We start from the raw sequence: 25,674 nt of genomic DNA on the forward strand, positions 1-25,674 counted from the left end.
ACTCCAGCGTCCGGGTGCCGTACTCTGGTTCGCCGTGTGCTGTCCCAGTGCGACCCTCACCGTGTGGGCCTCGGCGTGGCTGTCCGGTGCCGCCGCGTCCGACGACGTCCTCGACGCCCTGCTGGCGTGGGGCGAGGCGCACGAGGTGGTCGCGGCCGACGCCGAGGCCGCGGTGACCCTCGACCTCCCGCTCGCCGGTGACTTCCCCGCCACCCCCGTCCAGCTGCTCGCCGCGCTGCGCTCCCACGGCGCCGGTCCCGCCCGGCTCGTGCTGCCCGCGCCCGGTGACGCGCGCGGGCTCGGCGGGGGCGGCCCGTTCACCGAGGCGGCGCTGAAGGCCGGTGAGGCCGTGCTGCTGCCGGATCTCGGGTTCGGCCTGGTGCCGGTGCCGATCGCGGAGGGGCTCGTGCGGTGGTCGGTGTTCAAGACCACCGTGCCGTCGGGACCGGACCACGTCGGCCTGGCCGAGGCCGAGCACGGGCTGACGGACGCGATCCGCGATTCGGCGGGTGCCCTGCAGGCGCTGGACGTCGCCCGTGACCGTCCGGGGGTGCGGGCCGAGCTGGCGGCGAAGCTGCGGGCGCGGCCGGATCTGCAGTGGCCCGCCGGAACGCCTGGCCGTGCGCTGCGGGTGCTGCAGCGCGCGGACGAGGTCGGCGCGATCCTCGCGATCGCCGAGATCGACGAACCGGGCGGCGCCCTGTCCTCGTCGGCCGCGGTGCGCCGCGCCGACGCCCTGCGCCCGATCAGCACCGCCGTGCGCACCGCCCGCTACGCGGCGGTCAACGAGGCCGTCCGCCAGCTCACCGAACAGGGTGACCGGCAGCCCTGATCGGCGGCTTGACAAGTCGCGGTTTGCTTGTCCCCACACGGTTCGTCGGCTCGGCAGGAGAGTTCTTCGTGGACTACCGGGACCCCACCCGCAACCTCATCGCGTTCACGCTCGGTTCGGCGGAGGAGTCCTTCACCGGGGCCGCCGACGCCCGCGACGAGGACGGGTTCCGGCTGGCGTGGGAGCGCGTCGCGGCCGCCCATGGTGTCGAGGCGGGGCAGGTCACCCAGGTGGCCGCCTACTGGGAGCCCTCGGCCACCGACCGGCGCTACCTCGACGACACCTTCGGCGAGGCCGGTCTGCGCTACCTGTTCGAGCGCCCGGAGCCCCGCGGCTGGGACGACGCGCTGGACAAGGCCCGGCGGGCTCTCGACGAGGCATTCCGCGGGCAGGGAGCCGAGGAGCTGGAGGCGGAAGCCCGGCGCGTCAGGGAACAGACCTCCCGAGGCGAGCTGCTTCCCGTGCTGCGCAGCGGTTCACTCGGCGGCAGCGACGCCATCCGGGACACGATGCCGTGGCTGCCGATCGCGGGCCGCGACCTGTTCGCGACCTTCGCCTACACGGCGCTGACCCCGCGGGGCACCGTCGGAATGCGGCACGTGCTGAGCTCCCAGGTCGGCGACCCCGCGCAGTTCACCGGGATCGTCTCAGCGGCGCTGGCCTCGGTCCAGAACGGCCTGGTCGTGGAGGAGGTCGGGACCGCCACCGGCCGCCTGGTCCGGATGCACCGCCCGGACGGGTTCGGCGCCGCCGCGGCGATCATGCTGCCCGACTTCCACGAGCGGATCTCGGGCATCCACGACTGGCCGGGGTTGACGGTCGCGATCCTCTGCCCCGACGACCTCTGGATCGCCGACCACGGCACGCCCGACGCCGAACGACTGGCCCAGGAAGTGGCCGCTGCCGGGCAACAGGCACCCGAACTGCGCCCCACCCTGCTGAGGGTCACCGCGACGACGATCGAGCTCCTCGCCGAGGGCCGCGGCTGAGTTCAGGCGCGGACAGGCCGCCTGACCGGCTCGCAGCAGCCGATCGCGCACGGCACCCCGTTCACCGTGCACCCGCCGGAGGTGAAATCCGACAGCTTCCGCACCCGCGCGCCGGCCACGTGCTCGCGCACCAGTTCCACCACCAGCTCCGCGAACCGCGGGTCGCCATTGGGGGTGGCGGCGCGGGCGAAACCCATGCCGTGCTCGGCGGCGCGCTCGGCCGCCTCGTTGTCCAGGTCCCAGATCACCTCGAGGTGGTCGGACACGAACCCGACCGGGCACACCACCACGCCCGTGACTCCCTGGGCGTGCAGGGCGTCGAGGTGGTCGACGATGTCCGGCTCCAGCCACGGCACCTGCGGCGGGCCGGACCGCGACTGCCACACCACGTCGAACTCGGCGACCCCGGCCTGCTCCGCGACCAGGCGGGCGGCCTCGTGGATCTGACGCGAGTACCGGCGACCGCCCTCCTCCGGCGGTCCGGCGGCCTTGTCCGCGCTCTCCGGGATCGAGTGCGCGGTGAACACGACCCGCGCGCCGGGCACCTGCTCCAGCGCGACCAGCAGCGCGTCGGCGAAGGCGCCGACGAACAGCGGGTGGTCGAAGAAGTGCCGCAGCTTGACCAGCTCCGGCGCACCCTGCCCGACCGCGGCGCGGGCCCGCTCGATGTCCTCGTCGTACTGGCGGCAGGCCGAATACCCGCCGTAGGCGCTCGTCGGGAACACCAGCGCGCGAGCCACCCCGTCGGCCGTCATGCGGGCGACGGTGTCCTCCACCATCGGCTCCCAGTTGCGGTTGCCGAAGTACACCGGCAGATCCAGCCCCTGCGCGGCCAGCTCCTTCTCCACCGCGGCGATCGCCTCACGGTTGAGCCGGTTGATCGGCGACACACCACCGAAATGCTGGTAGTGCTCGGCGACCTCGGCCAGGCGTTCCCGCGGCACCCCCCGCCCCCGCGTCACGTTCTCCAGGAACGGCATGACGTCGTTTGGTCCCTCGGGACCGCCGAAGGACAGCCACAGCAGCGCGTCGTAACTCACGGTGTCGATTCTGCCGCTGTGGCCGCCCCCACGCTCGCCCAGGGTGTCACTGCCCACCCGCCAGCCCACCACCACCCTCAACGGACACGCTGACGCGTGGCGTCACTGCCCACCCGCCAGCCCACCACCACCCTCAACGGACACGCTGACGCGTGGCATCACTGCCCACCCGCCGGCCCGCCACCACCCTCAACGGACACGCTGACGCGTGGCGTCATTGTCCGAGGGCGTGCACTCCGCCGTCGACCATGATCATCGAGCCCGTGGTGGCCGGCAGCCAGTCCGACAGCACGGCGCACACCGACTTCGCCACCGGTGTCGGGTCTTCGGCGTTCCAGCCCAGCGGGGCGCGGTCGCCCCAGGTGCCCTCCAGCTCGCCGAAGCCCGGGATGGACTTGGCGGCCATCGTCTTGACCGGCCCGGCCGAGACCAGGTTCACCCGGATGCCCTGCGGCCCCAGATCCCGCGCGAGGTAGCGGTTGACCGATTCCAGGGCCGCCTTCGCCACACCCATCCAGTTGTAGGCAGGCCACGCCACCCGGGCGTCGAAGTCCATGCCCACCACCGAGGAACCACGCGAGAGCAGCGGCAGCAGCGCCTTGGTCAGCGACATGAACGAGTACGCCGACACCTCGACCGCGACCGAGACATCCTCCTTCGGCGCGTCCAGGAACGGCGCGCCCAGGCACGACTGGGGCGCGAAACCGATGGAGTGCAGCACCCCGTCCAGGCCGTCGACGTGCTCGCGCACCCGGTCGGCGAGGGTGTCCAGGTGCTCGGTGTTCTGCACGTCGAGCTCGATCACCGGCGCCTCCTCCGGCAGGCGCTTGGCGATGCGCTCCACCAGCGAGAGCCTGCCGAAACCGGTGAGCACGACCTGCGCGCCCTGTTCCTGCGCGACCTTCGCCGCGTGGAACGCCATCGAGGCGTCCGTGATCACGCCGGTGATCAGCAGACGCTTACCTTCCAGAAGTCCGGCCACGCCAGTCCTTTCGATGTTTCCGCGGAAATTGTCAGTGACCCATGCCGAGGCCGCCGTCGACCGGCAGCACGGCACCGTTGACGTAGCCCGCCTCGTCGGAGGCCAGGAAGCGCACCGCCGCGGCGATCTCCGCGGCCTCGCCGTAGCGGCTCGCCGGGATCTGCGCGAGCGTCGCCGACCGCTGGTCCTCGGTGAGCGCGTTGGTCATGTCGGTGACGATGAACCCGGGCGCGACGACGTTGGCGGTGATGTTGCGCGAGCCCAGCTCGCGGGCCAGCGACCGCGCCATGCCGACCAGGCCGGCCTTGCTCGCCGCGTAGTTCACCTGGCCCGCGCTGCCGGACAGGCCGACGACGGAGGAGATGAAGATGAACCGGCCCCACTTGCCGCGCAGCATGCCGCGTGAGGCGCGCTTGGCGACCCGGTAGGCGCCGGTCAGGTTGGCGTCGACGACCTTGGTGAACTGCTCCTCGCTCATCCGCATCAGGAGCGTGTCGTCGTTCATGCCCGCGTTCGACACGACCACCTCGACCGGGCCCTGGTGTTCCTCGACCTGCTTGAACGCGGCGTCGAGCTGCTCGCTGTCGGTGACGTCGGCCTGTACCCCGAACAGCCCCTCGGGAGCGCCGGACCCGCGGTGCGTCACCGCCACCTGGTGCCCGTGCCCGGCGAGGTCCCGGGCGATGGCCAGGCCGATGCCGCGGTTGCCGCCGGTGACCAGTACGGACCGTCCCACGTGACACTCCTCGTCGTGATTCCTCAGAAGTTGCCCGGTGAGGTTATCCGGCGGCGCGGACACCGGTCAGCACCCCCGGCCGACTACCTGGAAGTAACCCGGTGAGTCCGGTCACGGGCGCCTTCGCCTTAAGGGACTGTTAGCTCTGGCCGCACGCCCTTGTCCGGAGCGGCCCGCGCGCCCGACCGTGATCAGCGGTCACGGACAAGGGAGTTGGGATGACGACACGGATCGACACCGGGCAGGACCGGAGCACCGGCCGCCGCGTGGTGAGCAACATCCTGCGCGGCTCGGTCGGCAACCTGATCGAGTGGTACGACTGGTACGCCTACACCGCGTTCAGCGTGTACTTCGCCGCCACGTTCTTCCCGACGGGCGACTCGACGGCGCAGCTGCTCAACACCGCGGGTGTGTTCGCCGTCGGGTTCCTGATGCGGCCGCTGGGCGGCTGGCTGCTCGGCCGCTACGCCGACCGGTTCGGGCGGCGCTCGGCGCTCACGCTGTCGGTCAGCCTGATGGCGGCCGGCTCGCTGCTGATCGCCCTGACGCCGGGGTACGGCTCGATCGGGATCGCGGCGCCGCTGCTGCTGGTACTGGCGCGGCTGCTGCAGGGCATCTCGGTCGGCGGCGAGTACTCGACCTCGGCGACCTACATGTCGGAGGTCGCCACGCGCGGCAAGCGCGGCTACTACTCCAGCTTCCAGTACGTCACGCTCATCGCCGGGCAGCTGGTCGCGCTCGCGGTGCAGATCCTGCTGCAGCAGGTGCTGACCACCGATCAGCTGCACAGCTGGGGCTGGCGGATCGCGTTCGGCATCGGCGCGATCGGCGCGCTGATCGTGTTCTGGCTGCGGCGCGGCATGGACGAGTCGGCCGACTTCGAGGCGTCCAGGGCGAAGCGGGACGGCGCCGCGCACGGCACGCTCAAGGCACTGGCCCAGCACCCGAAGGAGGTCGCGCTCGTCGTCGGCCTGACCATGGGCGGCACGCTGTTCTTCTACACCTACACGACCTACCTGCAGAAGTTCATGGTCAACACCAGCGGCATCAGCAAGCCCAACGCGGCGTGGATCAACTTCCTCGCGCTGGTGGTGTTCGTGGTGCTGCAGCCGCTCTACGGGGCGCTGTCGGACCGGGTGGGGCGCCGTCCGCTGCTCATCGGGTTCGGCGTGCTGGGCACGCTGGTGACCGTGCCGTCGCTGACGCTGCTCTCGCACACGCGCAACCCGGTGTTCGCGTTCGTGCTGATGGTGGTGCCGCTGGCGGTCAGCGCGCTGTACACGTCGATCAGCGCCGTGGTGAAGGCCGAGCTGTTCCCCACCAACATCCGCGCGCTCGGCGTCGGGCTGCCCTACTCGGTCGCGGTGGCCGTGTTCGGTGGCACGGCCGAGTACATCGCGCTGTGGTGCAAGCAGGCCGGGCACGAATCGCTGTTCTTCTGGTACGTGACGGTGGTCGTGTTCCTCTCGCTGGTCATCTACGTGCGGATGCGGGACACCGGGAAGAATTCGGCGATCGACGCCTCTTAGGGTATGGCCGTGCGTGTCTTGCTGGTGGAGGACGACGACGGTGTCGCCGACGCCCTCGTCGACTCCCTGGGCGCGCACGGCCACGAGCCGACCCGCGTCAAGCGCGGCGAGGACGCCCTGCTGGCGCACCGTGAGGCCGATCTGGCGCTGCTCGACCTCGGCCTGCCGGACCTGGACGGGCTCGAAGTGCTGCGCAAGCTGCGCGCGGTGAGCACGCTGCCGGTGATCGTGCTGACCGCGCGCGGCGACGAGCGTTCGGTGGTGCGCGGGCTGCGCCTCGGGGCGGACGACTACCTCGTCAAACCGGTGCGGTTGAGCGAGCTGCTCGCCCGCATCGAGGCCGTCACCCGGCGCGCGGCCGCCGCCCGGCCGGGCCCGCGGATGGTCGTGGTGGGCGACATCGAGGTGGACCTGGACGCCCGGCGGGTCGAAGTGGGCGGCGCGCGGGTCGAGCTGACCGCGAAGGAGTTCGCGGTGCTGGCGGCGCTGGCCCGCCGGGCGGGCACGGCGGTGAGCAGGCAGCAGCTGATGGACGAGGTGTGGGGCGACGCGTACGTGGCGGTGTCGCGGTCGCTGGACGTGCACCTGACGCAGCTGCGGGCGAAGCTGCGGCGGCCGGAGCTGCTGACCACGATCCGCGGGTTCGGTTACCGGCTGGGCGCGTAGGTGCGCACCCGGGTCCTTGCCGTGCTGCTGGCCTTCGTCGTGCTCGCGACCGCCGGGTTCGCGTTGCCGCTGTTGAGCGTGACCGCCACCGAACGGACGCAGCAGCTGCTCATCGCGCGCACCGCGGACCTGGACCGGTTCGCGGCGCTGGCCGACCAGGCGATGGCCGCGGACGACCCGTCGGCGCTGCTGGCGGAGGTGACGCGCTACACCGAGCTGTACGGCGAAGGGATCGTCGTGGTCACCGTGCGCCGGACGCCGGTGGCCGAAACCGGCGGGCTGCGCGCGGCCGATCCGGAGGTCGCCGCGCTGGTCGACGCCGCGCTGCGCAACCAGCCGAGCAGGCCGGCCGCGACGGTGCGGCCGTGGTCGCGTGATCCGGTGCTGCTGGCGCGCCCGGCGGGGACCGGCACGAAGGTTTCCGGCGCCGTGGTGCTGCGCGCCTCGGTGACGGCGGCCGCGGACGACGTGCGGCGCAGCTGGTTCGCGGTGCTGGCCGGGGCGGCGGTGGTGACGCTGGCCGGCGCGGGCCTCGCACTGGGGGCGACGCGGTGGGTGCTCGGCCCCATGCGGCGCCTGGACCGGGCGGTCGGCGACCTCACCGCCGGGTTGCGGCCGCGGCACGCCGACCTGGCGGGACCGCCCGAGCTGCGGCAGCTCACGGCGGGGTTCAACCGGATGTCCGACACGGTCACGGAGGCGCTGGAGGCGCAGCGGCGCCTGGTCGCGGACACCTCGCACCAGATGCGCAATCCGATGACCGCGCTGCGCCTGCGGGTGGACGCGCTGGGCCCGGCACTGCCCCCGTCCGCGTCGCGGACCTACGAGGGTGCGGTCGGCGAACTGGACCGGCTGGAGGCGCTGCTGGACGATCTGCTGACCCTCGCCACGGCCGAGCACCGGGCGGGTGAACTGTCGGTCACCGGCGAGCACGCCCGCTGCGACGCGGGGGCGGTCGCGGCCGCGCAGGTGCACCTGTGGCAGCCGGTGGCGGAGCAGGTTGGAGGTGTCGTGCGCTACGAGGGCGAACCGGTAACGGTGGCCGCGGCGGAGGCGGAGATCGCGCAGGTGCTGGACGTGCTGCTGGACAACGCGCTCAAGTACGCGCCGGGCGCGGAGGTGACGGTGGCCTGCCGGAGGGAAGGCGGCCCCTGGGCGGTGCTGTCCGTGCGCGATACGGGTCCGGGCCTGGCGCCCGAAGAGCTGGCGCAGGCGCAGTCCCGGTTCTGGCGCGCCGAGCGGCACCGAGCCCTGCCCGGCACCGGACTCGGTCTGGCGATCGCCGAACGCCTCACCGCGGGCCGTCGCGGACGGATCGAGCTGCGCGCCGCCGTCCCGCACGGTCTCGACGTGCGAGTGCTGCTGCCGCGAGCGGAGGAGGTTTCGTGACCACCCGCCGCCCCTTGGGCCGGAAGTGCTCCCGGGGCCACCGGCCCGCGCCGCCTCCCAGTGCGAGCGCTGCCCCGCCGCAAGGAGGCACCGTGACCACCCGCCACACCACCCCACGCCCCAGGCCCGCGCCCACCAACCCGACCAACGTCCAAGCCCTGGCTCTCCCCCGCGCCGGGGAGGCACCGTGACCACCCGCCGCACGGCGCTGCGCGCCGCGCTCGCCCTGGTGGTCACCGGCGCCGCCCTCAGCGCCGGTGCGCCGCCGCGCGATGCCGGGCCCGTGGGGCGCGTGCGGATCGCCACCGGCGAGGAGTCCGGGTTCTACCACGCGTTCGGGCGGTTGCTGGCCGCCGGGATCGCCATGTCCGCGCCGGGTCTCGACACTGTCGCGGTGCCCACCGAGGCCAGCGTCGCCAACCTCCGGATGCTCGCCGAGGGCACCGCGGAACTCGCCCTCACCCACCTCGACATCGCGGTCGCGGCGCGGCACGGCTCGGCGCCGTTCGACCGTCCCGTCGAGCTGTGCGCGCTCGGCCGGGTCTACGAGAACTACCTGCAGCTCGCGGTCCGCGCGGACTCCCCCGCCACGTCGGTCGCGGATCTGGCCGGGCGCACCCTCTCCCTCAGCGCGCCCGGTTCGGGAGCGGCCGTCGCGGGCGAGCGGATCCTCGCCGCGGCCGGGATCACCACCACGAACCGGCACCTGCCGATGCTCGACGCCGGCGAGGCCCTGGAGACCGGCGAGATCGACGCGATGCTCGTCGCCGGTGGCGTGCCGCTGCCGGTGCTGTCCACTCTGGACAACGAGGTCGGCATCCGGCTGCTGCCGCTGGCACCCTACCTGCCCGCCTTCCGCGGCGACGGCTACGAAACCGTCCGGGTGCCCGCCGGCGCCTACCGCTCCCCCGAGGTCGACACCATCGGCGTCGCCAGCCTGCTCGTCTGCCGCCCCGGTCTGCCCGCCGACATCGCCGCCGCGGTCACCCGCGTGCTCGTCCAGCGGGCCGCGCACCTCGTGCCCACGCAGACCGTGGCGACGCAGTTCCTCGATGTCCGGTCGCTGATCGGAACCGGTAGCGTTCCCCTGCACCCCGGAGCCGTGGAGACCTATCGCGCGCTGCACGGCTGAACGAAGAAAGGAGCCGTGCCCGTGACGCAGTCCAGCCCGCCGGTGGTGGCGATGCCGCTGCGCGTCCGCTACCACGAGTGCGATCCGCAGGGCATCGTCTTCAACGCCCACTACCTGGCCTACTTCGACATGGCCTCGTTCGAGTTCTTCAAGGCCGTCTTCGGCTCCTACGACACCCTCCGCGAACGCGGCGTGGACTGCGTGGTGGCGGAGTCGAACCTGCGGTTCCGCGCGCCCAGCCGCTACGACGACGAACTGACCGTCGAGGTCGCGATCGACCACCTCGGGACGACCTCGCTGATCCTGGCGTTCACGATCCGCCGCGGCGAGGACATCGTCGCCGAGGGCACCAACCGCTACGTGTTCGTCGACGCGACCGCGCTGGCCAAGGCCGCGCCACCGGACGACGTGCGCGCCAAGCTGCTGGCGCACACGTGAGCGAAGCGCCGTTCGAACGCGTCACCCGCGAGTCCTATGACGTCCTCGCCGCGGACTACGCCGCCTGGATCCGGGACGAGCTGGCGGTCAAACCCCTGGACCGCGCGGTGCTCGCCGCGTTCGCCGAACTCGTGGACGGACCGGTGGCCGACGTCGGCTGCGGACCCGGCCGGATCACCGCGCACCTGGCCGGTCTCGGGGTGGACGTGTCCGGCATCGACCTGTCCCCCGCGATGGTGGAGACCGCCCGGTGCGCCCATCCCGGTCTCCGGTTCGAGGTGGGCTCGATGACCGCGCTCGGCCTGCCCGAGGGCGGCCTCGGCGGGCTGATCGCCTGGTATTCGATCATCCACGTCCCGGACGACACCCTGCCCGCGGTGCTCGCCGGGTTCCGCCGGGTGCTCGCCCCGGGCGGGTACCTGCAGCTGGCGTTCCAGGTCGGCGACGACCCGGTCCACCGCGGCGAGGCGGGCGGGCACGAGGTGAACCTCCACGTCCACCCACGGCGCGTGGACCGGGTCGCCGATCTGCTCGGCGACGCCGGGCTGGAGGTGCGCGCCCGGCTCGAACGCGCACCCGACCGCGAAGGACCGTTCCCGGAAGCGGAACCTCAGGCCTTCGTCCTGGCCCGGCGGCCCGCTCAGGCCCGCTGAACGCCCGGTTTGCCGTCCTCGACGACGAAACTGGCCCGGGTGCTGACCGGTGCGCCCGGCGTCGTCACGTACGGCACGACGCGGAAGTCGCTGCGCCAGCGCTGCCGGTTGACGTTGACGCGCACGTACCCGCGCTGGGCGTTGAAGAACTTCAGGTGCGGGTTGGCCGCCAGGAAGTTCTCGCCCTCGGTGTTCATGTCCGCGCCGTCGGCACCACTGGTGATCGACGTGCCGACGAACTCGCTGCCGACCGTCGGCGAGCCCGCGTCGGCATAGTCGCGCTTGAGGTCCCACGCGTAGTTCTGGTGCCGGTCACCGGTGACGACCACGAGGTTGCGCACGTCGCGGTCCTGCGCCGCGGCCAGCACCTTGTTGCGCTCGGCGACGTAGCCGTCCCAGGGGTCCAGGAACACGTCCACCGGGTCGCCGGGGTCGCGGTCGGTCTGCCCCATCGGCGCCTGGTTGCCCAGCACCTGCCAGCGTGCCCGCGAGCGCGAGAAGCCGTCGATGAGCCAGTCCCGCTGCGACGGGCCCAGCAGGGTGCGCTCCGGGTCGAGCCGTTCGGTGCAGGTGGCCGACGCGCCGTCGCCGCAGGGCTGGTCGTCGCGGTACTGGCGGGTGTCCAGCATGGTGATCTCGGCCAGCTGCCCGTAGGACAGGCGCCGGTGCAGCCGCACGTTCGGTCCCGAGGGCATCTGCGAATGCCGGTAGGGCAGGTTCTCGTAGTTGGCCTGGAACGCCTGCGCGCGGCGCTGCCGGAACACCGCCGGGTCCTGGTCGGGTTCGGTGTCGGCCTGCGAGAGGTCGCCGGCCCAGTTGTTCTCGACCTCGTGGTCGTCGATGGTGTGGATCCAGGCGAACCGGGCGTGCGCGGCCTGCAGCGGCGCCTCGGACTTGTACAGCGCGTACTGCAGGCGGTAGCGGGCCAGGTCGAACGTCTCGGTCGTGAACCTGTCGTCGACCGTGACGCCGCGCTTGTTGGTGCCCACCCCGGACTCGTAGATGTAGTCGCCCAGGTGCACCACGAAGTCCAGGTCCTCGGCGGCGATGTGCTCGTAGGCGGTGAAGTAGCCGTCCTGCCAGGCCTGACAGGAGGCGAAAGCGAAGTTCAGCTCACGCGGCGAAGACCACCACAGCGGGGCGGTGCGGGTGCGGCCGGTCATGGAGACCGCACCGCCGACGCGGAACCGGTAGAAGTACTCGTGGTCGGGTGCCAGGCCGGAGACCTCCGGGTGCACCGAATGTCCCAGCTCGGGCGTGGCGATCGCGCTGCCCCGGCGGACCACGGCGCGGAATCGCTCGTCGTGGGCGACCTCGTACTCGACGCGCACCGGGGTGGCGGGCATGCCACCCGCGCCGTCCTCGGCGAAGGGGTCCGGCGCCAGCCTCGTCCACAGCACCACGCCGTCCGCGACCGGGTCACCGGAGGCGACGCCCAGGGTGAACGGGTTCGCGCCCTTCACGGGGCTCGCGTAGGCGCCGGACGCGGTCCAGGCGCCCGTGCCGAGCAGCACCGCCGCGGCGCCCGCTCCGCCGAATCCGAGAAACCTGCGCCGGGAGAGGTCATTCGGGCGCGCGACCATGGGTGAGTCCTCCTGTGGTGGGATGGGAGCACCAGAATGCTCCGGTTCCCACATGTCCGGCAGTGACCGGAAGGGCGAACCACAGGTGAACGGAAACGATCAGGACCGATGTTCCGGATTCTCTTCTACCAACCGGAAATACCGCCCAACACGGGCAACGCGATCCGGCTCGCGGCCAACACCGGCTGCCAGCTGCACCTCGTCGAACCGCTGGGATTCGCCTTCGAGGACAAGCACCTGCGCCGGGCCGGACTGGACTACCACGACCTCGCCGACGTGCACGTCCACCCCGATCTGACCGCGGCGTGGAAGGCACTCCTGCCGGCCAGGGTCTTCGCGTTCAGCGCCAACGCCACCCGGTGGTACACCGGCGTGACGTACCGGCCGGGCGACGTGCTGCTGTTCGGCCCCGAATCGGCGGGCCTGCCCGCCGAAGTGCGGGACGCCCCGGAGATCACCGACCGCCTCCGGGTACCGATGCGTCCCGGCGTGCGCTCCCTCAACCTGGCCAACACCGCGGCCGTCGCCGTGTTCGAGGCCTGGCGCCAGCAGGGCTTCGCCGACGGCGTCTAGCGATGCCCCGCCTTCCTCACTAGGGCATTGGGGCGGCCCGCATACCCGGCAGCGATCGCTCAGGGCAGGCGCTGCCCCACGAACAGCGACGTGCCCGCGGCCGCCACGAGGGCGAGGGTGCCGAGCAGCACCCAGGGGCGGCTGGCGTCGGCTTCCTTCATCTCGTAGCCGATCTGCTCGCCGAGGTCGGCGTAGACCTCCTTGAGTTGTTCGGCCGAGCCCGCCTGGTAGAACTGCCCGTCGGACAGGCGCGCGACCTCCTGGAGCGAACCGTCGTCGACGTCGACCGGGACCTCGCGGCCGTCGATCTCGACGGTGCCGTGGCTGGTGCCGAAGGAGATCGTGGAGATCGGCACCTGCTGGTTGCGCGCCTCCTGCGCGGCGGTGAACGCCCCGCGCGGCGCGTACAGGTCGTCCGGCACCGTCTGCTTGCCGTCGCTCATCAGCACGATCCGCGCGGGCGGCGGGCCGTCCGCGCCGCCGACCACCGCGGAGAACCCCTGGATCGACTGCAGCGCCGCGTAGATGCCTTCACCGGTCGCGGTCGACTGGGCCAGTTTCAGGTTGTCGATCGCGGTGACCACGCTCTGCCGCTGCGTCGTCGGCGCCACCAGCACGGTCGCGGTGCCCGCGAAGGACACCAGCCCCAGGTTGATGCCGGGCGTGAGGCCCTCCGCGAACTGGTTGGCCGCCTCCTGCGCCGCCTTGATGCGCGACGGTTTGACGTCGGTCGCCTCCATCGACAGCGACACGTCCACCACCAGCATCACGGTGGCGCGGTTGCGCGGCACCTTCTGCTCGGCGGTGGGCCCGGCCAGGCCGACGGTCAGCAGCAGCAGCGACACGATGATCAGCGCCGCCGGCACGTGCCGGGGCCAGCCCTGCGACCGGGGCGCGATGCGGTCGAGCAGCTCCAGGTTGGAAAACCGCATGGTGCGGCGCCGCCGGGCCCGCTGCGCCAGCACGTAACCGGCCGCGACCGCGGCGACCACGAGCAACAGCAGGAACCACCACGGCGCGGCGAATCCGGACAGGCTCACGCGGCACCCCCGGACCACCGCCGCTTGCGGGCGACCACGAACCGCACGGTGTCGGCGATCCAGTCGGCGTCGGTGCGCAGCACCAGGTGCGCGGCACCGGCCTGGCGCAGCGCCCGCGCCACCTGGTCGCGGTGCGCCTGCGCGGCGGCCGCGAACTCGCGCCGCAGCAACGCCGAGGCCCGCACCTCGCGCTGTTTGCCGGTCTCCGGATCGGCCAGCACGATGGTGCCGACCTCCGGCAAATCGATGTCGCGCGGGTCGATGACCTCGATGGCGATGAGCTCGTGCCGCGCGGACAACGCCCGCAGCGGCCGCTGCCACGCGGTGCCGCCGAGGAAGTCCGACACCACCACGACCAGTCCGCGGCGGCGGGGCGGGCGGCGCAGCTGCTCGATCATCGCGGCCAGGTCGCCACGGGTGCCCTCGGGCGCGCGGGGCGTTTCGGCGATCTTGCGCAGCAGGTTCCGGGCGTGCGCGCGGCCACCGCGGGCCGGGACGCGTTCGGTCACCGCACCGTTGGACATCACCGCGCCGAGCCGGTTGCCGCCCCCGCCGGTCAGGTGCGCGATCGCGGCGACCGCGCACACCACGAGGTCGCGCTTCTCCGACAACGCGGTGCCGAAGTCCAGGCTCGCCGACAGGTCGGCGGCCACCCAGGTCTCCAGCTCGCGGTCGGCGACCGTCTCGCGGATGTGCGGTTCCGTCGTGCGGGCGGTGACGGCCCAGTCCATGCGGCGCACGTCGTCGCCCGGCTGGTAGGGCCGCGCCTCCCCCGGCTCCGAGCCGGGTCCCGGCACCAGGCCGAGGTGGTTGCCCTGCAGGAGACCGTCCAGCCGGCGGCGCACCTCGAGTTCGAGCATGCGCAGGCCGGCGTCGAGACGCTCACCACGCAGCACGGGCGGCGCCCACGCGGGCCGGGCGCTGTTCTCGCCGGTGTTTCCCGACCTGCCCACTACCGCCCCGGGGTCCCGCTCGGCAGCGGCTGGCCCGGGCCGCTCTGCGGCCGGGCGGAGACCTGCGGCAGCGGCACGGTCTGCAGCACGCGGGTGATGATGTGGTCCAGTGGCACGGCGTCGGCCAGCGCGTCGTAGGACAGCACGAGCCGGTGACGCAGCACGTCCGGCACGACGTCGACCACGTCCTGCGGCAGCACGTAGTCGCGCCCGCGCACCAGGGCGAGGGCCCGTGCCGCGGCGATGATGCCGAGGCTGGCGCGCGGGGACGCGCCGTAGGACACCCAGCTCGCCACATCGGTCAGCCCGTGCTCGGCCGGGGTGCGGGTGGCCAGGACGAGGCGCACCACGTAGTCGACCAGCGAGTGGTGCACGAACACCTTCGCCGCGACGTCCTGGAGCCGGACCAGCTCGGCCGGGCTGAGGACCTCGTGCGGTTCCGGCGGCGCGACGCCCATCCGGTAGATGATCTCGCGCTCCTCCTCGGCGGAGGGGTAGTCGACGATGATCTTGAACAGGAACCGGTCACGCTGCGCTTCGGGCAGCGGGTAGACGCCCTCGTTCTCGATCGGGTTCTGCGTGGCCAGCACGAGGAACGGATCGGGCATCGGGAAGGTCTTGCCGCCGATGGACACGTGCCGCTCGGCCATCACCTCCAGCATCGCCGACTGCACCTTGGCCGGCGCGCGGTTGATCTCGTCGGCGAGGACGAAGTTGGCGACCACCGGGCCGAGTTCGACATCGAACTTCTCGGCGCCCTGCCGGTAGATGCGGGTGCCGAGGATGTCGGCCGGCACCAGGTCGGGGGTGAACTGCACGCGCGAGAACGAGCCGCCCACCACGCGGGCCAGTGTCTCCACGGCGAGGGTCTTGGCCACACCGGGAACGCCTTCGAGCAGGAGGTGTCCCTTCGCGAGCAGGCCCACCATGAGCCGCTCGACCAGCCGGTCCTGTCCGACGATCACCCGCTTGACCTCGAACACGGTCCGTTCGAGCAGCTGGGCGTCCCGCGCGGGGGTCGCGGACGGCTGCTGCCCGTTCGCGCCCTCGGAGTAGCGGGGCTCGCTCACGGTTCCCTCCTCGTTCACGTTCACCTTGCGTTGCGACCGTACTAGCCGTCCGCGCACGGAAGGCCGCCACGGTAGTCAACTCGCTCACCGGTGTGACGGCTGTGAGCTTCAGCGCAGGCGGTCGAGGTCTTCGGGGGTGTCGACGTCGGCGGCCTCGCCCGGCCCGGCTGCCACGTCGGTGATGGCCAGCCGCCCGAGCACTGTCCGGAGCGCGGCGTGGTGTGGTTCGGCCGGGATCGCCGCGCGCAGGCTCGCGGTGCGCCAGACGCCGATGAGCCACTGCCGGTGCCCCTGCTCGTCGACGAGCACCGCGCCGTCACCGTCGAGTGCGGCACCCAAACGCTCCACAGTGGAATTCGTGATCCCGGCGAGGTCCCCCGCCAGCACGGCGACCCGGGGCGTGGTGACCTGGCCGAGCCCCGCGGCGAGCGCCGCCACCGGCCCGCCACCGGGCGGATCCTCCCGCGCCCACCGCACCGCCTCGATCCCGTCCCGCTCCGGCCCGACGACGATGACCGGGTCGGCTCCGCGGACGGCGGCGAGGACTCGGCGCAGCAGCGGCACTCCACCGACCTCGAGGAGGGGCTTGTCCACACCGGACAGCCTGCGCGCGGCCCCGCCCGCGAGCACGATGGCCGCCAGTTCGCTCACTCCGCCAGACTAACCCCGCGGACATCACGGCACGAGGAGGACATCCCGGTCCGGCGGCCTCAGCGTGCCGCACCGGTCATCCGGTCAAGGGGCTGGACGGGACGGGTTCGCGCTGGCGAGTGAGCGGCGAGTTCGATCGTCCGTCCGGTGTGGACACCTCGCCCCTGACCGCACCACCACGGGCGGTTCTCGGCATGGCTGCGGGGTTTGGGCTGCTTTGCCGCGTACCGTCCCCGTCGTGGCGTCGTGTAGGGTCCCGCTCGTGCGCAGGATCATCATTCGCCGGCGCGTCGGCTGAGCCAGGTCGCCGGCGCGCAGTTCCGTGCGCCTTTCGGAACCTGGTCCGGATCATTCCCCGAATGTCACTCCAGGAGATCCGTGATGACCTACGCCGTTCCGTCCATGGGGGATTCGTCCCAGCCGACGCCATCCTGCCCGGCTGACTCGGGCCACTTTCGCGTGCACCGCTCGTTCGACGCCTTCGTCACGAACGGGCTTGCGGGTGTAGTGCGTGTGCTGATGTTGTTGCACAGTCGGCGCTACGCGGTGACCAATCTTCGCATCGACGTACGCGAAGGCGTGGTGGAGAGCCGCGTGAGCTGCTCGGTCAGCGTGACACCCGCGCAGAACGCCCTGCTGCTCGAGCAGCTGAGGCGGATCCCCGTCGTCGTTTCGGCGTACAACGTGTGACCGTTCCAGGCGGACACCGTTCTCGTCCCCACATGGACGACAGATGTCGCCTGGGCGCTGTTCAGCGTCCGTCATCTGTCGCTCGCCACCTGGCGTGACGTGGGTGCATAGTTTGCCGAACGGCCGGCTCATGGAGGAGCGCGCACGATGGTTGACGACCTGCAGGACATCGTCGACGACCTGGCCGAACGGCTGCGGCGTTCCGTGGCGATCGACGATCCGCGGCTTCGGCTGCTCGCCGCGAGCCGCCACTTCGACGACGAGGACGCCACGCGCGTCGCGTCGGTACTCAACCGTTCGATCGATCCCCGGCTCTGCGAGGAGATCCTCGCGCAGGGCATCGCGCGGTGGACGGCCCCCGGCCGCGTTGTCGTGCCGCTGGCGGGCGCCAGCCGGCGGATCTGCGTCCCGATCCGCTGCAACGGGTTACTGCTGGGCTACCTGTGGCTCATCGACTCCGGACCCACCCGCCCCCAGCACGAAGACGTGGCACGGGAGGCCGCCGAGCGAGCCGGCGCGGTCCTCTACCGGGCACTCCTGGTGCACGAACGCGCCCGTGCCCGGCACGAGGCGATCCTGTGGGAGCTCGTCGCCACCGATCACGCCGTCCGTTCCCAAGCGGTGGACGACCTGCGAGCCGAGCAGTTGTTCCCGGACACCGCCCTGTGTTTGCAGGTGCTGGGCATCCAGCACCAGAACCCTGATCGTCTTGCCGCCCCGCAGGCCGTCGCGCTGGAAGCCGCGGTCGAAGACACCCAGAGCTGGATGTCCCACGGCCAGGGCGGCGCGGTCGTTCGGGGTCACGCCCTGATGGCCGCCGACAAGTCCCGCATGTGGCTGCTGCTCGCCGTGCCTGAGCCCCTGTCCCACCGTGAGCTGGACGCGGTCCATGCCCGGTTGACGACGCGATTCGAGCAGCTTCTCCGGCGCGGGGGGCAGATCGTGCTGGGCATCGGTGGCGTCGTCCACCGGATCGAAGACGTCATCGACTCCTACCGGGAAGCCTTCCTCGCGGTCCGCGCGGCGCAGCTCGTACCGTCCATCGGGCCGCTCGCCCGCTGGGGCGAACTCGGCCCGTACGAGCTGCTGCTCAAGATGCCCGCCGACGACTTGTTCGCCGCGGCCCAGGTGCCCGCGCTCGTCGCGTTGCACAGGGCGGACGGGAATCGTGGGCTCGTCGCCACACTGGAAACGTTCCTGGACAGCGCGGGCGACGCCGCCCGGACCGCGCGCCGCCTCGAAGTGCACCGGGCCACCCTGTACCACCGGCTCAAACGGATCGAGCAGCTCACGGGCTGCGAGCTCAGTCGCGGCGAGGACCGGCTGACCCTGCACCTCGGACTGAAACTGCAGGCGCTGGCTGCCGCGTACCGAAACGAGACGGCGTCGCTCGCGGTCGAGGAGAAACCGGCCCCAATGCGGTCGGTGTCCTGACCCACGCGTCATACGACAATACGGAATTGGCCCCGAGAGGCGGTCACGGAATCTCCAGGAGGGAATATGCTACGCAGGGTCGTTACCGGCACGGACAGCGAGGGCGCGGCGTTCTTCGCTGACGATTCGACTCTCACGGCGCGCTCGGCGTCCGCGCTGCCGGGTGTCGAAATGCATTACATCTGGGGCGCCGATCAGCGGCGCCTGCCCTCGGATGGCTCGGAGCCTTCCTGGCACAGCCATTTCCCGCCGGAAAGCGGGCTGCGCTTCGTTCTCCTCACCCTGCAGCCGGGCCAGGCCGCGGCGCCCGTCGACTCCCCGACCGAGGCCCAGCTGAACGAACTCCAGGAGTCCTTTCCTGGCTTGCTGGGCACTATCGAACCGGACACCGAGGGCATGCACACTTCCGCGACGGTCGATTTCGCCGTGGTGCTGTCCGGACCGATCACGCTGGAACTGAGTGACACCCTCGCCAAGGAACTCCAGGCCGGCGACGTGGTCGTCCAAGCCGGAAACGTCCATCGATGGGTGAACCGTGGAAGTGAACCCGCCGTGGTTGCTGCCGTCGTTGTCGGCGCCACCTACGAAGGAGGCACCGCGCCAAGCTGATCCCGTTTCCGGCGGGTTGCTTCCGATCCAGGACGTCGAAGGAGATCACGGACATCATGTGGCTGACAGGCGCGACCGTCATTGACGGTACTGGCGGAGATCCGGTCGATTCCCGCACCATTCAGGTGGACGACGGCCGGATCACGGCAGTGGCCGGGAATCCGTCGGCGAACGGGGAAACCGTCGATTGCACCGGTCTGACGATCGTCCCTGGTCTGATTGATGCGCACGTCCATCTGGGCCTGTCCAGTCACATCGATGACGCCGTGGCCTACCGGATTTCGGTCGCGGAGCAGGCGGCCGACATGTTCGAGAACTGCCGGCGGACACGTGATGCCGGATTCACCACGGTACGCGACACCGGCGGGATCGACGGCGGCCTGGCCGGTGTGGTGGCCAGCGGCAAGGTGCCGGGTCCTCGTATTCTCCAGTGCGGTCCAGTCCTCTGTCAGACGGCCGGGCATGGGTACCACGGTGCCGACTGGGAACCGACGGCGTGGTGGCATCAACACGAGATTCTCGGGTTGAGGTCCACCTCCCTGCCCGGCGACGGGCCGGACGAGGTGCGCAAGAACGCGCGAGAAGCGTTCGGGCGAGGAGCCGACTTCTTGAAGCTGTGCGTCACGGGCGGCGTCGTGTCGCGCCACGACAACCTCAGCGACACGCAGTTCACCGTCGAGGAGATTGCCGCCGCGGTTTCGGAGGCGAGTGCACGCGGGACCTACGTCACCGTCCACGCCCACAACAATGCCGGCATCCGGAACGCGGTGGCGGCCGGCGTTCGGTGCATCGAGCACGGTTCGCTTGTCGACGACGACACCGCGGATCTCCTCGCCAGGCACGACATTGCTCTCGTGCCCACGCTGTCCGTCGTGCACATACTTGCTCGGGACACCACCCGAGCCGGGCTGCCCGAGTCGATGCGGGACAGAATCGGCCGGATGTACGACGAGATGGTCAAGGCGATTCACGCCGCGCGCCGGGCCGGTGTCCGAGTGGGGCTCGGGACCGATTTGATCGGTCCCGGCCAAGACCGGCGTGGACTGGAACTCATGCTGCGCTCCGAGGTGGAGACACCCGCGGCCGCGCTCGAGGCGGCGACGAGAATCAACGCGGACATTCTTGGCATCGGCGACGAAGTGGGGACGATTGAACCGGGAAAGCGCGCCGATCTCGTCGCCTTCGCCGGCAATCCGCTGGAAGACCCCCGGTTGTTCGAAGATCCCGATGCCGTGGTGCTGGTCGTTCAGGAGGGGCGCATCGTGAAGGACCTCCGCTGACTCAGCCGAAACCGCGTCGAGTACGTAGTGATCGTGCGGATCGGCGGACGCCCGGTCCCGAAGGAGTGGTGATGACCGCTGCCCCGGCCCCGGGCTCCTGGCCGAGCTGGGACTCCCCGGCAAGCACATCCTGCGGGACCCGGACGTCATGGTTTCGCTCGCGCGCGACGAAGCCGAGTGGGCGCCCGCCGGGACCCCGCTGGCCGTGGTGCGTGCGACGAGCCCGGCCGAGGTGCGGTCAGTCGTCGCGGCCTGCTATCGGCACCGGGTGCCGGTCGTGGCACGTGGCGCGGGGACCGGCCTGTCCGGCGGGGCGAACGCCGTCGACGGCCGCATCGTGCTTGCGCTGGACCGGATGGACCGGGTGGTGGAGATCGATCCGCTCGAGCGGATCGCCGTGGTCGAGCCCGGCGTGCTCAAAGACGACCTGCGCGCGGCGGCGGCGAAGCAGGGACTCTGGTATCCGCCGGACCCGGCGAGCGCGCCGTGGTCCACGATCGGTGGCAATGTCGCGACCAACGCGGGCGGGTTGTGCTGCGTCAAGTACGGCGTGACCCGGGACTACGTGCTCGGCCTGCAGATGGTCACCGGCACCGGCGAGCTCGTCCGGCTCGGCCGACGCACCGCCAAGGGCGTGGCCGGCTATGACCTGACCGGGCTGGTCATCGGCTCCGAGGGCACCCTCGGGATCGTCACCGAGGTGACCGTGCGGCTGCGGGCGCTGCCCCCGCCCGCGATCACGGTGGCCGGGTACTTCTCCTCGGTCGTCGACGCCGGGCGAGCCGTGGCGGCGAGCGCCGCGGCCGGGCTCACCCCGGCCGCGCTCGAACTCGTCGACAGACACTGCCTCGCGGCCGTCGACGACTGGAAGAACATGGGGCTCTCGATCGAGGCCGACGTGGTGCTGCTGGCCAGGTTCGACGAGCCCGGCACGGCGGGCGATGCCGCGGCCGAACGCATGGTCGCCTGCTTCGAGGGCGCCGGTGCGACCTACGCCGTCCGGTCCACGGACGAGGAGGAGGCCGAGGCGCTGTTCGCCGCGCGGCGGCTCGCCTACCCGGCGCTGGAGCGCCTGGGCGCCGTGCTCACCGAGGACGTCTGCGTACCGACGGCGCAAGTTCCGGAGATGCTGGCGCGTATCGAGCGGAGCGCCCGCAAGCACGCGATCACCATCGCCAACATCGCGCACGCCGGCGATGGCAACCTGCACCCGCTGCTGATCACCGACCACGGCGACGACGACGCCCGCCGGCGCGCCCAGTCCGCCTTCGACGACATCGTGGCTGACGCCCTCGCGCTCGGCGGCACCGTGACCGGCGAGCACGGCGTGGGACTGCTCAAGAAACCAGGGCTGCGGGCAGAACTCAGCTCCGCCGTGCTGGACCTGCATCGCGGCGTCAAGCGCGCGCTCGATCCCCGGGGAATCCTCAATCCCGGCAAGGTCATCCGAGCCGGCCCACTCGACCGCGCCGCGGTGATCGCCCGCTCCACGAGCCGTGATGCGGGACGGGGCGACGCTGCCCCAGCGGGTTCGGTGAACGTGCGAGCCCCCTGGCGGAGACGGCGAGGTTGGTGACGACGATGAGCGTGATGCCTATCCACTCGTTGAGCTGCAGCGCCTGCTCGAGCAGGAGCCATCCGGCCACGGCGGCCCAGACGGGGTTGATGCTGGTGAAGGTGCCGAACACCCGCGCCGGTACCCGGCGCAGGGCGAGCAGGTCGACCACGTAGGGCACGATCGAGGACAGCACCCCGCAGGCGGCGGCCAGGCCAAGGGCCGTGCCGGCCGGAGGGCGCAGGAAGAACCACACCACGGCGATGGGGGTCCAGGCGACGGCCGTGACGACGCTGGCGACGGCGGTGCCCTGGATGCCGGGCAGGCGTTGCCCGAGGGTGCGGTTCAACAGGATGTAGCAGGCCCAGGCGGTGGCCGCGACCAGCGCCAGAGCGACGCCCACGACATCGGTGGCCGGGCCCGGGTTGGTCAGCACCACGACGCCGACGCCGGCCGAACCGGCGCAGGCGAAGTCGAACGCGCGGCGCGAGCTGCCGATGGCCACGGCCAGCGGGCCGAGGAACTCGAGGGTGACGGCGAGCCCGAGCCCGATGCGGTCGATCGCGAGGTAGAGGCTGAGGTTCATCACGCTGAACACAGCGGTCAGGCCGAGGATGGGCCACCAGTCCTTGCCGAGCCCGCGGAACCGGGGCCGCACGATCGGTGCCAGGACGAGTGCGGTGACGAACTGGCGGACCGCGACGACGCCGACCGGGCCGATGGCGGGGAAGGCGGTGGCGCCGACGGCGGCGCCGGTCTGGTTGGCAGCCGAGCTCGCGAGCATCATGGCGACGCCCGCGCCTCGCTGGCGCGCGGTCGCCGTGGTGGCGGACAGCCCGACGGCAGATCCGGTCCTGTTGCGTCCAGGGGTTTCCACGGTCGCCATACCGGCACCGTATGGGCCGCTCGACGGATGATCCAGTGCAAGTTTTGAGCAAGCTATACGCTTGGGTCATGGAGTGGAACCTGCGTGAGCTGCGGTTCTTCGTGGCAGCGGCCGAAGCCGGATCGTTCACCAGCGCCGCGGCCGAGTTGTATGTTTCCCAGGCTGCGGTCTCCCGCACGATCGCGGGCCTGGAGGCCGCCGCCGGCGAGAAGCTGCTTCGCCGCGTTCCGCGCGGGTGCGAGCTGACCAGCACCGGGCAGCAGGTGTTGCCGCATGCCCGCCGAGTGCTGGCCGAAGCCGAACGATTCACCGAGTTCCTGCGCTCTCGTCATGGCGTGTTGCGGCTGGGCTACGCCTGGGCGGCGATCGGGCGGCACACCGCACGGCTGCAACGGACGTGGTCGCAGCGGCATCAGGCGACCGCACTGGAGCTGATCCGGCACAACTCCCCCACCGCCGGCCTGAGCGAAGGTCTGTGCGACGTGGCGGTGGTGCGGCGGGCAGTCGATGACCGGCGCTTCGACTCCGTCGTCGTCGGTCTGGAACGCCGGCTGGTGGCGTTCGCGTCGGACGATCCGCAGTGGGCGCGCAGGCGTCAGGTGCGCATGGCCGAGATCGCCGAACGGACGGTGATCATCGACCAGCGGGTCGGGACGACGAGTGGCGAGCTGTGGCACGGAGCCGACCGCACGCCCCAGTTCGTGGAGTCCACCGATGTGGACAGCTGGCTGGATGCCATCGTCGCCGGCCGTGGTGTCGGAACGACCGCGGAGGCCACCGCGTATCACCACCCGCGACCCGGGGTCAGCTACCGGCCGATCAAGGACGGTCCCCGCATCCCGGTAACGCTGGCGTGGTGGCGCGACGAGCGGCCCCACGGCCTCAGCGACCTCGTCGACGCCATCACCGAGCTTTACGCAACCGCCTAGTCTTTCCGCGTCTGCAGTGCGCTACGGCTCGGCCTGCTCACCCTGGAAAACCGGACCCTCGCCCGCCACACCTCATCTCGTGACCGGAACACCGGCGCCGCACACTAGCCCACCAGACGCGTCGCGAAGGGCATGATGTCGCCGTAGCGCACGCGGGTCACCCGGACGACCATCCCGGACTGCGGTGCCTCGATCATCATCCCGTTGCCCAGGTACAGCGCGACGTGGTGGATGCCGCTGCGGCCCCAGAACAGCATGTCGCCGCGGCGCATCTGCGCCAGTGGCACCCGGCGGCCGGAGGTGTACTGGTAGCCGCTGTAGTGCGGCAGCGACTTGACCCCGGCGAAGGCGTAGATCATCAGCCCGGAGCAGTCGAACCCGATCTTGCGGTAGTCGCCGTAGGAGTCGGCGACCCCGCCGTCGCGGATGCCGCGCGTCGGACCGGAGGCGTTGCCGCCGCCCCACGCGTAGGGCATCCCGAGCTGCGACATGGCCCGCGCGACCACCCGTTCGACGGTCGAGGACGACGATCCCGACGTGGCGGGCGCGGACGGGCGGCTGTTCCCCCCGCCGCCGGACGACGACGAGTTCGACGACGCCAGCGCGGCCTGCTGCGCCTGCAGCTCGTCCTCACGCTGCTTCTGCGCGACCCAGTCCTCGTAGCGCTGCCGCTGGCCCTGCAGCCCGCTGACCCGCTGCTGCGCCTCGTACAGCTGCTGTTCGACGGTGGTCTTGTCCGCCTGGAGCTGTGCGGTCTGGGCGGCCTGGCTCTGCTGGGCCGAAACCGCGGCGGCCCGCGCGCCGTCCGCGGCCACCTTCGCCTGCGTGGCCTGGTCCTGCGCCTGCTGGGCCAGTTGCAGGGCCTGCCGCGCGGCGGCGTCCTTGTTGGACTTGTCGGTCTGCGCCTGCTGCATCATCTCCAGCGCGTTGAGCTGGCTGCCGCTGACGGCTTCGAGCAGCTGCGCTCGGGAGAGCAGGTCCTTCGGGCTGGTCGCGCCCAGGTAGGCCGACAGCGACCCCATGGTGCTGCCCTGCTGGTAGCTGCTGGAGATGAACTGGTCCAGGTTGGCGCGGGCGGTGTCGATCTGGGCCTGCGCGGCGTCGGCCTCGCGCGCGGCCGCGTCGGCGTCGCGCTGCGCCTGGTCGGCGGCGTCCTGCGCGGTCTGCAGGTCGACCAGCGCCTTGTTGGCCTCCTCCATCCGCAGTTCGACGGTGCTCTGCAGTTCGTCGAGGCGGGACTCGGCCTCGGCCAGCCGGTTGGTCAGCTGGCCGACCTCACCGGCCTTGGAGTCCGCGTCCTGACGGCTGGAGCTGATCTCGGAGTCACTCGGATTGGGCGGTGGCGGTGGCACGGCGGCGGCGGGCCCGGCGGCCAGCGACACCACGACGAGCGCCAGCGCGCCGATCACCGGCCACCGGCGGGCCTTCCACCCCAGGTCACCCACGCCGCTCGACTCCCTCCAGGCACACATCCCCACTGCATCGCGCACTGTGCCACCTGAGTCACTGCCTGACCAGGTGTCACACGCGACACAGGGGCAACATTCACCCCAACCGGGGATCCGCGAGCCCCTTCCGCGCGTCTACCGGGGTATGCGCGGACCCCGGATCGGCCCCGCCGTCGCGACGCTGGGCCTGGCTCTCGTCGTGCTCGGTACGTTCCTGCCCTGGTTCTCCTCGGGATCGGTGAGCCGGAGCAGCTACGCCGCGGCCGGGCTGGCCGACCGGCTGGCGCTGCTCGAAGATCCGGTCGCGGGCACCGCTCTGCGGGCCTGGATCGCGGTTCCGGCACTGACGGCGGTGTGCGTGGTGCTCTTCGTCTGTGGCCTGGCCCGCACGGCCGCAACGTTGACGGCACTTCTCGCGATTACCGGGGGAACCATCGCGCTGCTCGCCACCGTCCAAGCGGGCGAATCCTCCAGCGTGGTCGCCGTGTCCGCCAGCGGACCGGTGACCACCCTGTGCGGCTCCGCCCTCGCGCTGGCCGGCGCGCTCGGCACCTTCGTCACGGCGAGAGCAGGGAGGACACGGTGAG

At 71.6% G+C, this 25,674-nt stretch carries 25 protein-coding genes and 1 pseudogene; 16 read left to right on the plus strand and 10 right to left on the minus strand.

Features of this window, described 5'->3' with window-relative positions; all coding sequences use genetic code 11:
* The first annotated feature begins 34 nt into the window (after positions 1-34).
* On the plus strand, positions 35-832 hold the full coding sequence (locus HNR02_RS27125; protein ID WP_179776402.1) for an Rv1486c family protein: 798 nt from the start codon (positions 35-37) through the stop codon (positions 830-832).
* A 68-nt stretch (positions 833-900) separates the two neighbouring features.
* Positions 901-1,821 (plus strand): hypothetical protein, encoded by a 921-nt coding sequence (locus HNR02_RS27130; protein WP_179776403.1) that lies wholly within the window; start codon positions 901-903, stop codon positions 1,819-1,821.
* Between the two features lie 2 nt (positions 1,822-1,823).
* Here HNR02_RS27130 and HNR02_RS27135 read toward each other — a convergent pair whose 3' ends face one another.
* The 3 genes from HNR02_RS27135 to fabG all read right to left on the minus strand — a co-directional run bounded on the left by HNR02_RS27135 (position 1,824) and on the right by fabG (position 4,579).
* Positions 1,824-2,861: a ferrochelatase gene (locus HNR02_RS27135; protein ID WP_179776404.1), complete on the minus strand. Its 1,038-nt coding sequence runs from the start codon at positions 2,859-2,861 to the stop codon at positions 1,824-1,826.
* A 214-nt stretch (positions 2,862-3,075) separates the two neighbouring features.
* Positions 3,076-3,843, minus strand: coding sequence for an enoyl-ACP reductase FabI (gene fabI, locus HNR02_RS27140; RefSeq protein ID WP_179776405.1), 768 nt, complete (start codon positions 3,841-3,843; stop codon positions 3,076-3,078).
* Between the two features lie 31 nt (positions 3,844-3,874).
* The gene (gene fabG, locus HNR02_RS27145; RefSeq protein WP_179776406.1) at positions 3,875-4,579 is read right to left on the minus strand and encodes a beta-ketoacyl-ACP reductase; all 705 of its coding nucleotides are present in this window, start codon (positions 4,577-4,579) and stop codon (positions 3,875-3,877) included.
* A gap of 218 nt (positions 4,580-4,797) precedes the next feature.
* On the opposite strand from fabG, the gene HNR02_RS27150 reads away from it, so the two are divergent.
* The 6 genes from HNR02_RS27150 (at position 4,798) to HNR02_RS27175 (ending at position 10,386) form a co-directional block, all read left to right on the plus strand.
* Positions 4,798-6,108 carry an MFS transporter gene (locus tag HNR02_RS27150; protein ID WP_179776407.1) on the plus strand — a complete coding sequence of 437 codons (1,311 nt, stop codon included), beginning with the start codon at positions 4,798-4,800 and terminating at the stop codon, positions 6,106-6,108.
* Positions 6,109-6,111: 3 nt separating this feature from the next.
* A complete protein-coding gene (locus tag HNR02_RS27155) occupies positions 6,112-6,774 on the plus strand; it encodes a response regulator transcription factor (RefSeq protein ID WP_179776408.1) in 663 nt (220 codons plus the stop codon).
* A complete protein-coding gene (locus tag HNR02_RS27160; RefSeq protein ID WP_179776409.1) occupies positions 6,775-8,163 on the plus strand; it encodes a sensor histidine kinase in 1,389 nt (462 codons plus the stop codon).
* A gap of 187 nt (positions 8,164-8,350) precedes the next feature.
* Positions 8,351-9,295, plus strand: coding sequence for a TAXI family TRAP transporter solute-binding subunit (locus HNR02_RS27165; RefSeq protein ID WP_179776410.1), 945 nt, complete (start codon positions 8,351-8,353; stop codon positions 9,293-9,295).
* 21 nt (positions 9,296-9,316) lie between these two features.
* On the plus strand, positions 9,317-9,733 hold the full coding sequence (locus tag HNR02_RS27170; RefSeq protein ID WP_179776411.1) for an acyl-CoA thioesterase: 417 nt from the start codon (positions 9,317-9,319) through the stop codon (positions 9,731-9,733).
* Entirely contained in the window at positions 9,730-10,386 is a 657-nt protein-coding gene (locus HNR02_RS27175; protein WP_179776412.1) for a class I SAM-dependent DNA methyltransferase, read from the plus strand. Before HNR02_RS27170 ends, HNR02_RS27175 begins: the two co-directional genes overlap by 4 nt.
* Here the strand turns inward: HNR02_RS27175 and HNR02_RS27180 are convergent.
* Positions 10,374-11,969, minus strand: a complete 1,596-nt coding sequence (locus tag HNR02_RS27180) for an alkaline phosphatase D family protein (RefSeq protein WP_179776413.1) — start codon at positions 11,967-11,969, stop codon at positions 10,374-10,376. The two genes, HNR02_RS27175 and HNR02_RS27180, sit on opposite strands and share 13 nt — an antisense overlap.
* A 108-nt stretch (positions 11,970-12,077) precedes the next feature.
* Here HNR02_RS27180 and HNR02_RS27185 point away from each other — a divergent pair, with 108 nt between their 5' ends.
* Entirely contained in the window at positions 12,078-12,542 is a 465-nt protein-coding gene (locus tag HNR02_RS27185) for a tRNA (cytidine(34)-2'-O)-methyltransferase (protein WP_179776414.1), read from the plus strand.
* A 59-nt stretch (positions 12,543-12,601) separates the two neighbouring features.
* Here HNR02_RS27185 and HNR02_RS27190 read toward each other — a convergent pair whose 3' ends face one another.
* The 4 genes from HNR02_RS27190 to mobA all read right to left on the minus strand — a co-directional run bounded on the left by HNR02_RS27190 (position 12,602) and on the right by mobA (position 16,256).
* Positions 12,602-13,582: a VWA domain-containing protein gene (locus tag HNR02_RS27190; RefSeq protein WP_179776415.1), complete on the minus strand. Its 981-nt coding sequence runs from the start codon at positions 13,580-13,582 to the stop codon at positions 12,602-12,604.
* A complete protein-coding gene (locus tag HNR02_RS27195) occupies positions 13,579-14,535 on the minus strand; it encodes a DUF58 domain-containing protein (RefSeq protein ID WP_179776416.1) in 957 nt (318 codons plus the stop codon). Before HNR02_RS27195 ends, HNR02_RS27190 begins: the two co-directional genes overlap by 4 nt.
* Entirely contained in the window at positions 14,535-15,605 is a 1,071-nt protein-coding gene (locus tag HNR02_RS27200; protein ID WP_179776417.1) for an AAA family ATPase, read from the minus strand. Before HNR02_RS27200 ends, HNR02_RS27195 begins: the two co-directional genes overlap by 1 nt.
* A gap of 108 nt (positions 15,606-15,713) precedes the next feature.
* Entirely contained in the window at positions 15,714-16,256 is a 543-nt protein-coding gene (gene mobA / locus HNR02_RS27205; protein WP_179776418.1) for a molybdenum cofactor guanylyltransferase, read from the minus strand.
* Between the two features lie 381 nt (positions 16,257-16,637).
* Here mobA and HNR02_RS27210 point away from each other — a divergent pair, with 381 nt between their 5' ends.
* The 5 genes from HNR02_RS27210 (at position 16,638) to HNR02_RS27230 (ending at position 21,845) form a co-directional block, all read left to right on the plus strand.
* On the plus strand, positions 16,638-16,946 hold the full coding sequence (locus HNR02_RS27210; protein ID WP_179776419.1) for a hypothetical protein: 309 nt from the start codon (positions 16,638-16,640) through the stop codon (positions 16,944-16,946).
* A gap of 147 nt (positions 16,947-17,093) precedes the next feature.
* Positions 17,094-18,380 carry a PucR family transcriptional regulator gene (locus HNR02_RS27215; RefSeq protein ID WP_179776420.1) on the plus strand — a complete coding sequence of 429 codons (1,287 nt, stop codon included), beginning with the start codon at positions 17,094-17,096 and terminating at the stop codon, positions 18,378-18,380.
* A 66-nt stretch (positions 18,381-18,446) separates the two neighbouring features.
* A complete protein-coding gene (locus tag HNR02_RS27220) occupies positions 18,447-18,989 on the plus strand; it encodes a cupin domain-containing protein (protein WP_179776421.1) in 543 nt (180 codons plus the stop codon).
* A 56-nt stretch (positions 18,990-19,045) separates the two neighbouring features.
* Positions 19,046-20,269 carry a metal-dependent hydrolase family protein gene (locus tag HNR02_RS27225; RefSeq protein ID WP_179776422.1) on the plus strand — a complete coding sequence of 408 codons (1,224 nt, stop codon included), beginning with the start codon at positions 19,046-19,048 and terminating at the stop codon, positions 20,267-20,269.
* Positions 20,270-20,417: 148 nt separating this feature from the next.
* The gene (locus tag HNR02_RS27230; protein ID WP_179776423.1) at positions 20,418-21,845 is read left to right on the plus strand and encodes an FAD-binding oxidoreductase; all 1,428 of its coding nucleotides are present in this window, start codon (positions 20,418-20,420) and stop codon (positions 21,843-21,845) included.
* A 55-nt stretch (positions 21,846-21,900) separates the two neighbouring features.
* Here HNR02_RS27230 and HNR02_RS36595 read toward each other — a convergent pair.
* Positions 21,901-22,710, minus strand: a pseudogene (locus tag HNR02_RS36595) (EamA family transporter); the annotation flags it as partial.
* A 68-nt stretch (positions 22,711-22,778) separates the two neighbouring features.
* On the opposite strand from HNR02_RS36595, the gene HNR02_RS27240 reads away from it, so the two are divergent.
* Entirely contained in the window at positions 22,779-23,639 is an 861-nt protein-coding gene (locus HNR02_RS27240) for a LysR family transcriptional regulator (protein WP_179776424.1), read from the plus strand.
* 104 nt (positions 23,640-23,743) lie between these two features.
* On the opposite strand, the gene HNR02_RS27245 is transcribed toward HNR02_RS27240, so the two are convergent.
* A complete protein-coding gene (locus HNR02_RS27245) occupies positions 23,744-25,111 on the minus strand; it encodes an NlpC/P60 family protein (RefSeq protein ID WP_179776425.1) in 1,368 nt (455 codons plus the stop codon).
* Between the two features lie 121 nt (positions 25,112-25,232).
* Between HNR02_RS27245 and HNR02_RS27250 the strand changes: the two genes are divergently transcribed.
* The gene (locus tag HNR02_RS27250; RefSeq protein ID WP_179776426.1) at positions 25,233-25,673 is read left to right on the plus strand and encodes a hypothetical protein; all 441 of its coding nucleotides are present in this window, start codon (positions 25,233-25,235) and stop codon (positions 25,671-25,673) included.
* Position 25,674 lies beyond the last annotated feature (1 nt).

The sequence above is a fragment of the Amycolatopsis endophytica genome (genome assembly GCF_013410405.1).
GTDB classification, from domain to species: domain Bacteria; phylum Actinomycetota; class Actinomycetes; order Mycobacteriales; family Pseudonocardiaceae; genus Amycolatopsis_E; species Amycolatopsis_E endophytica.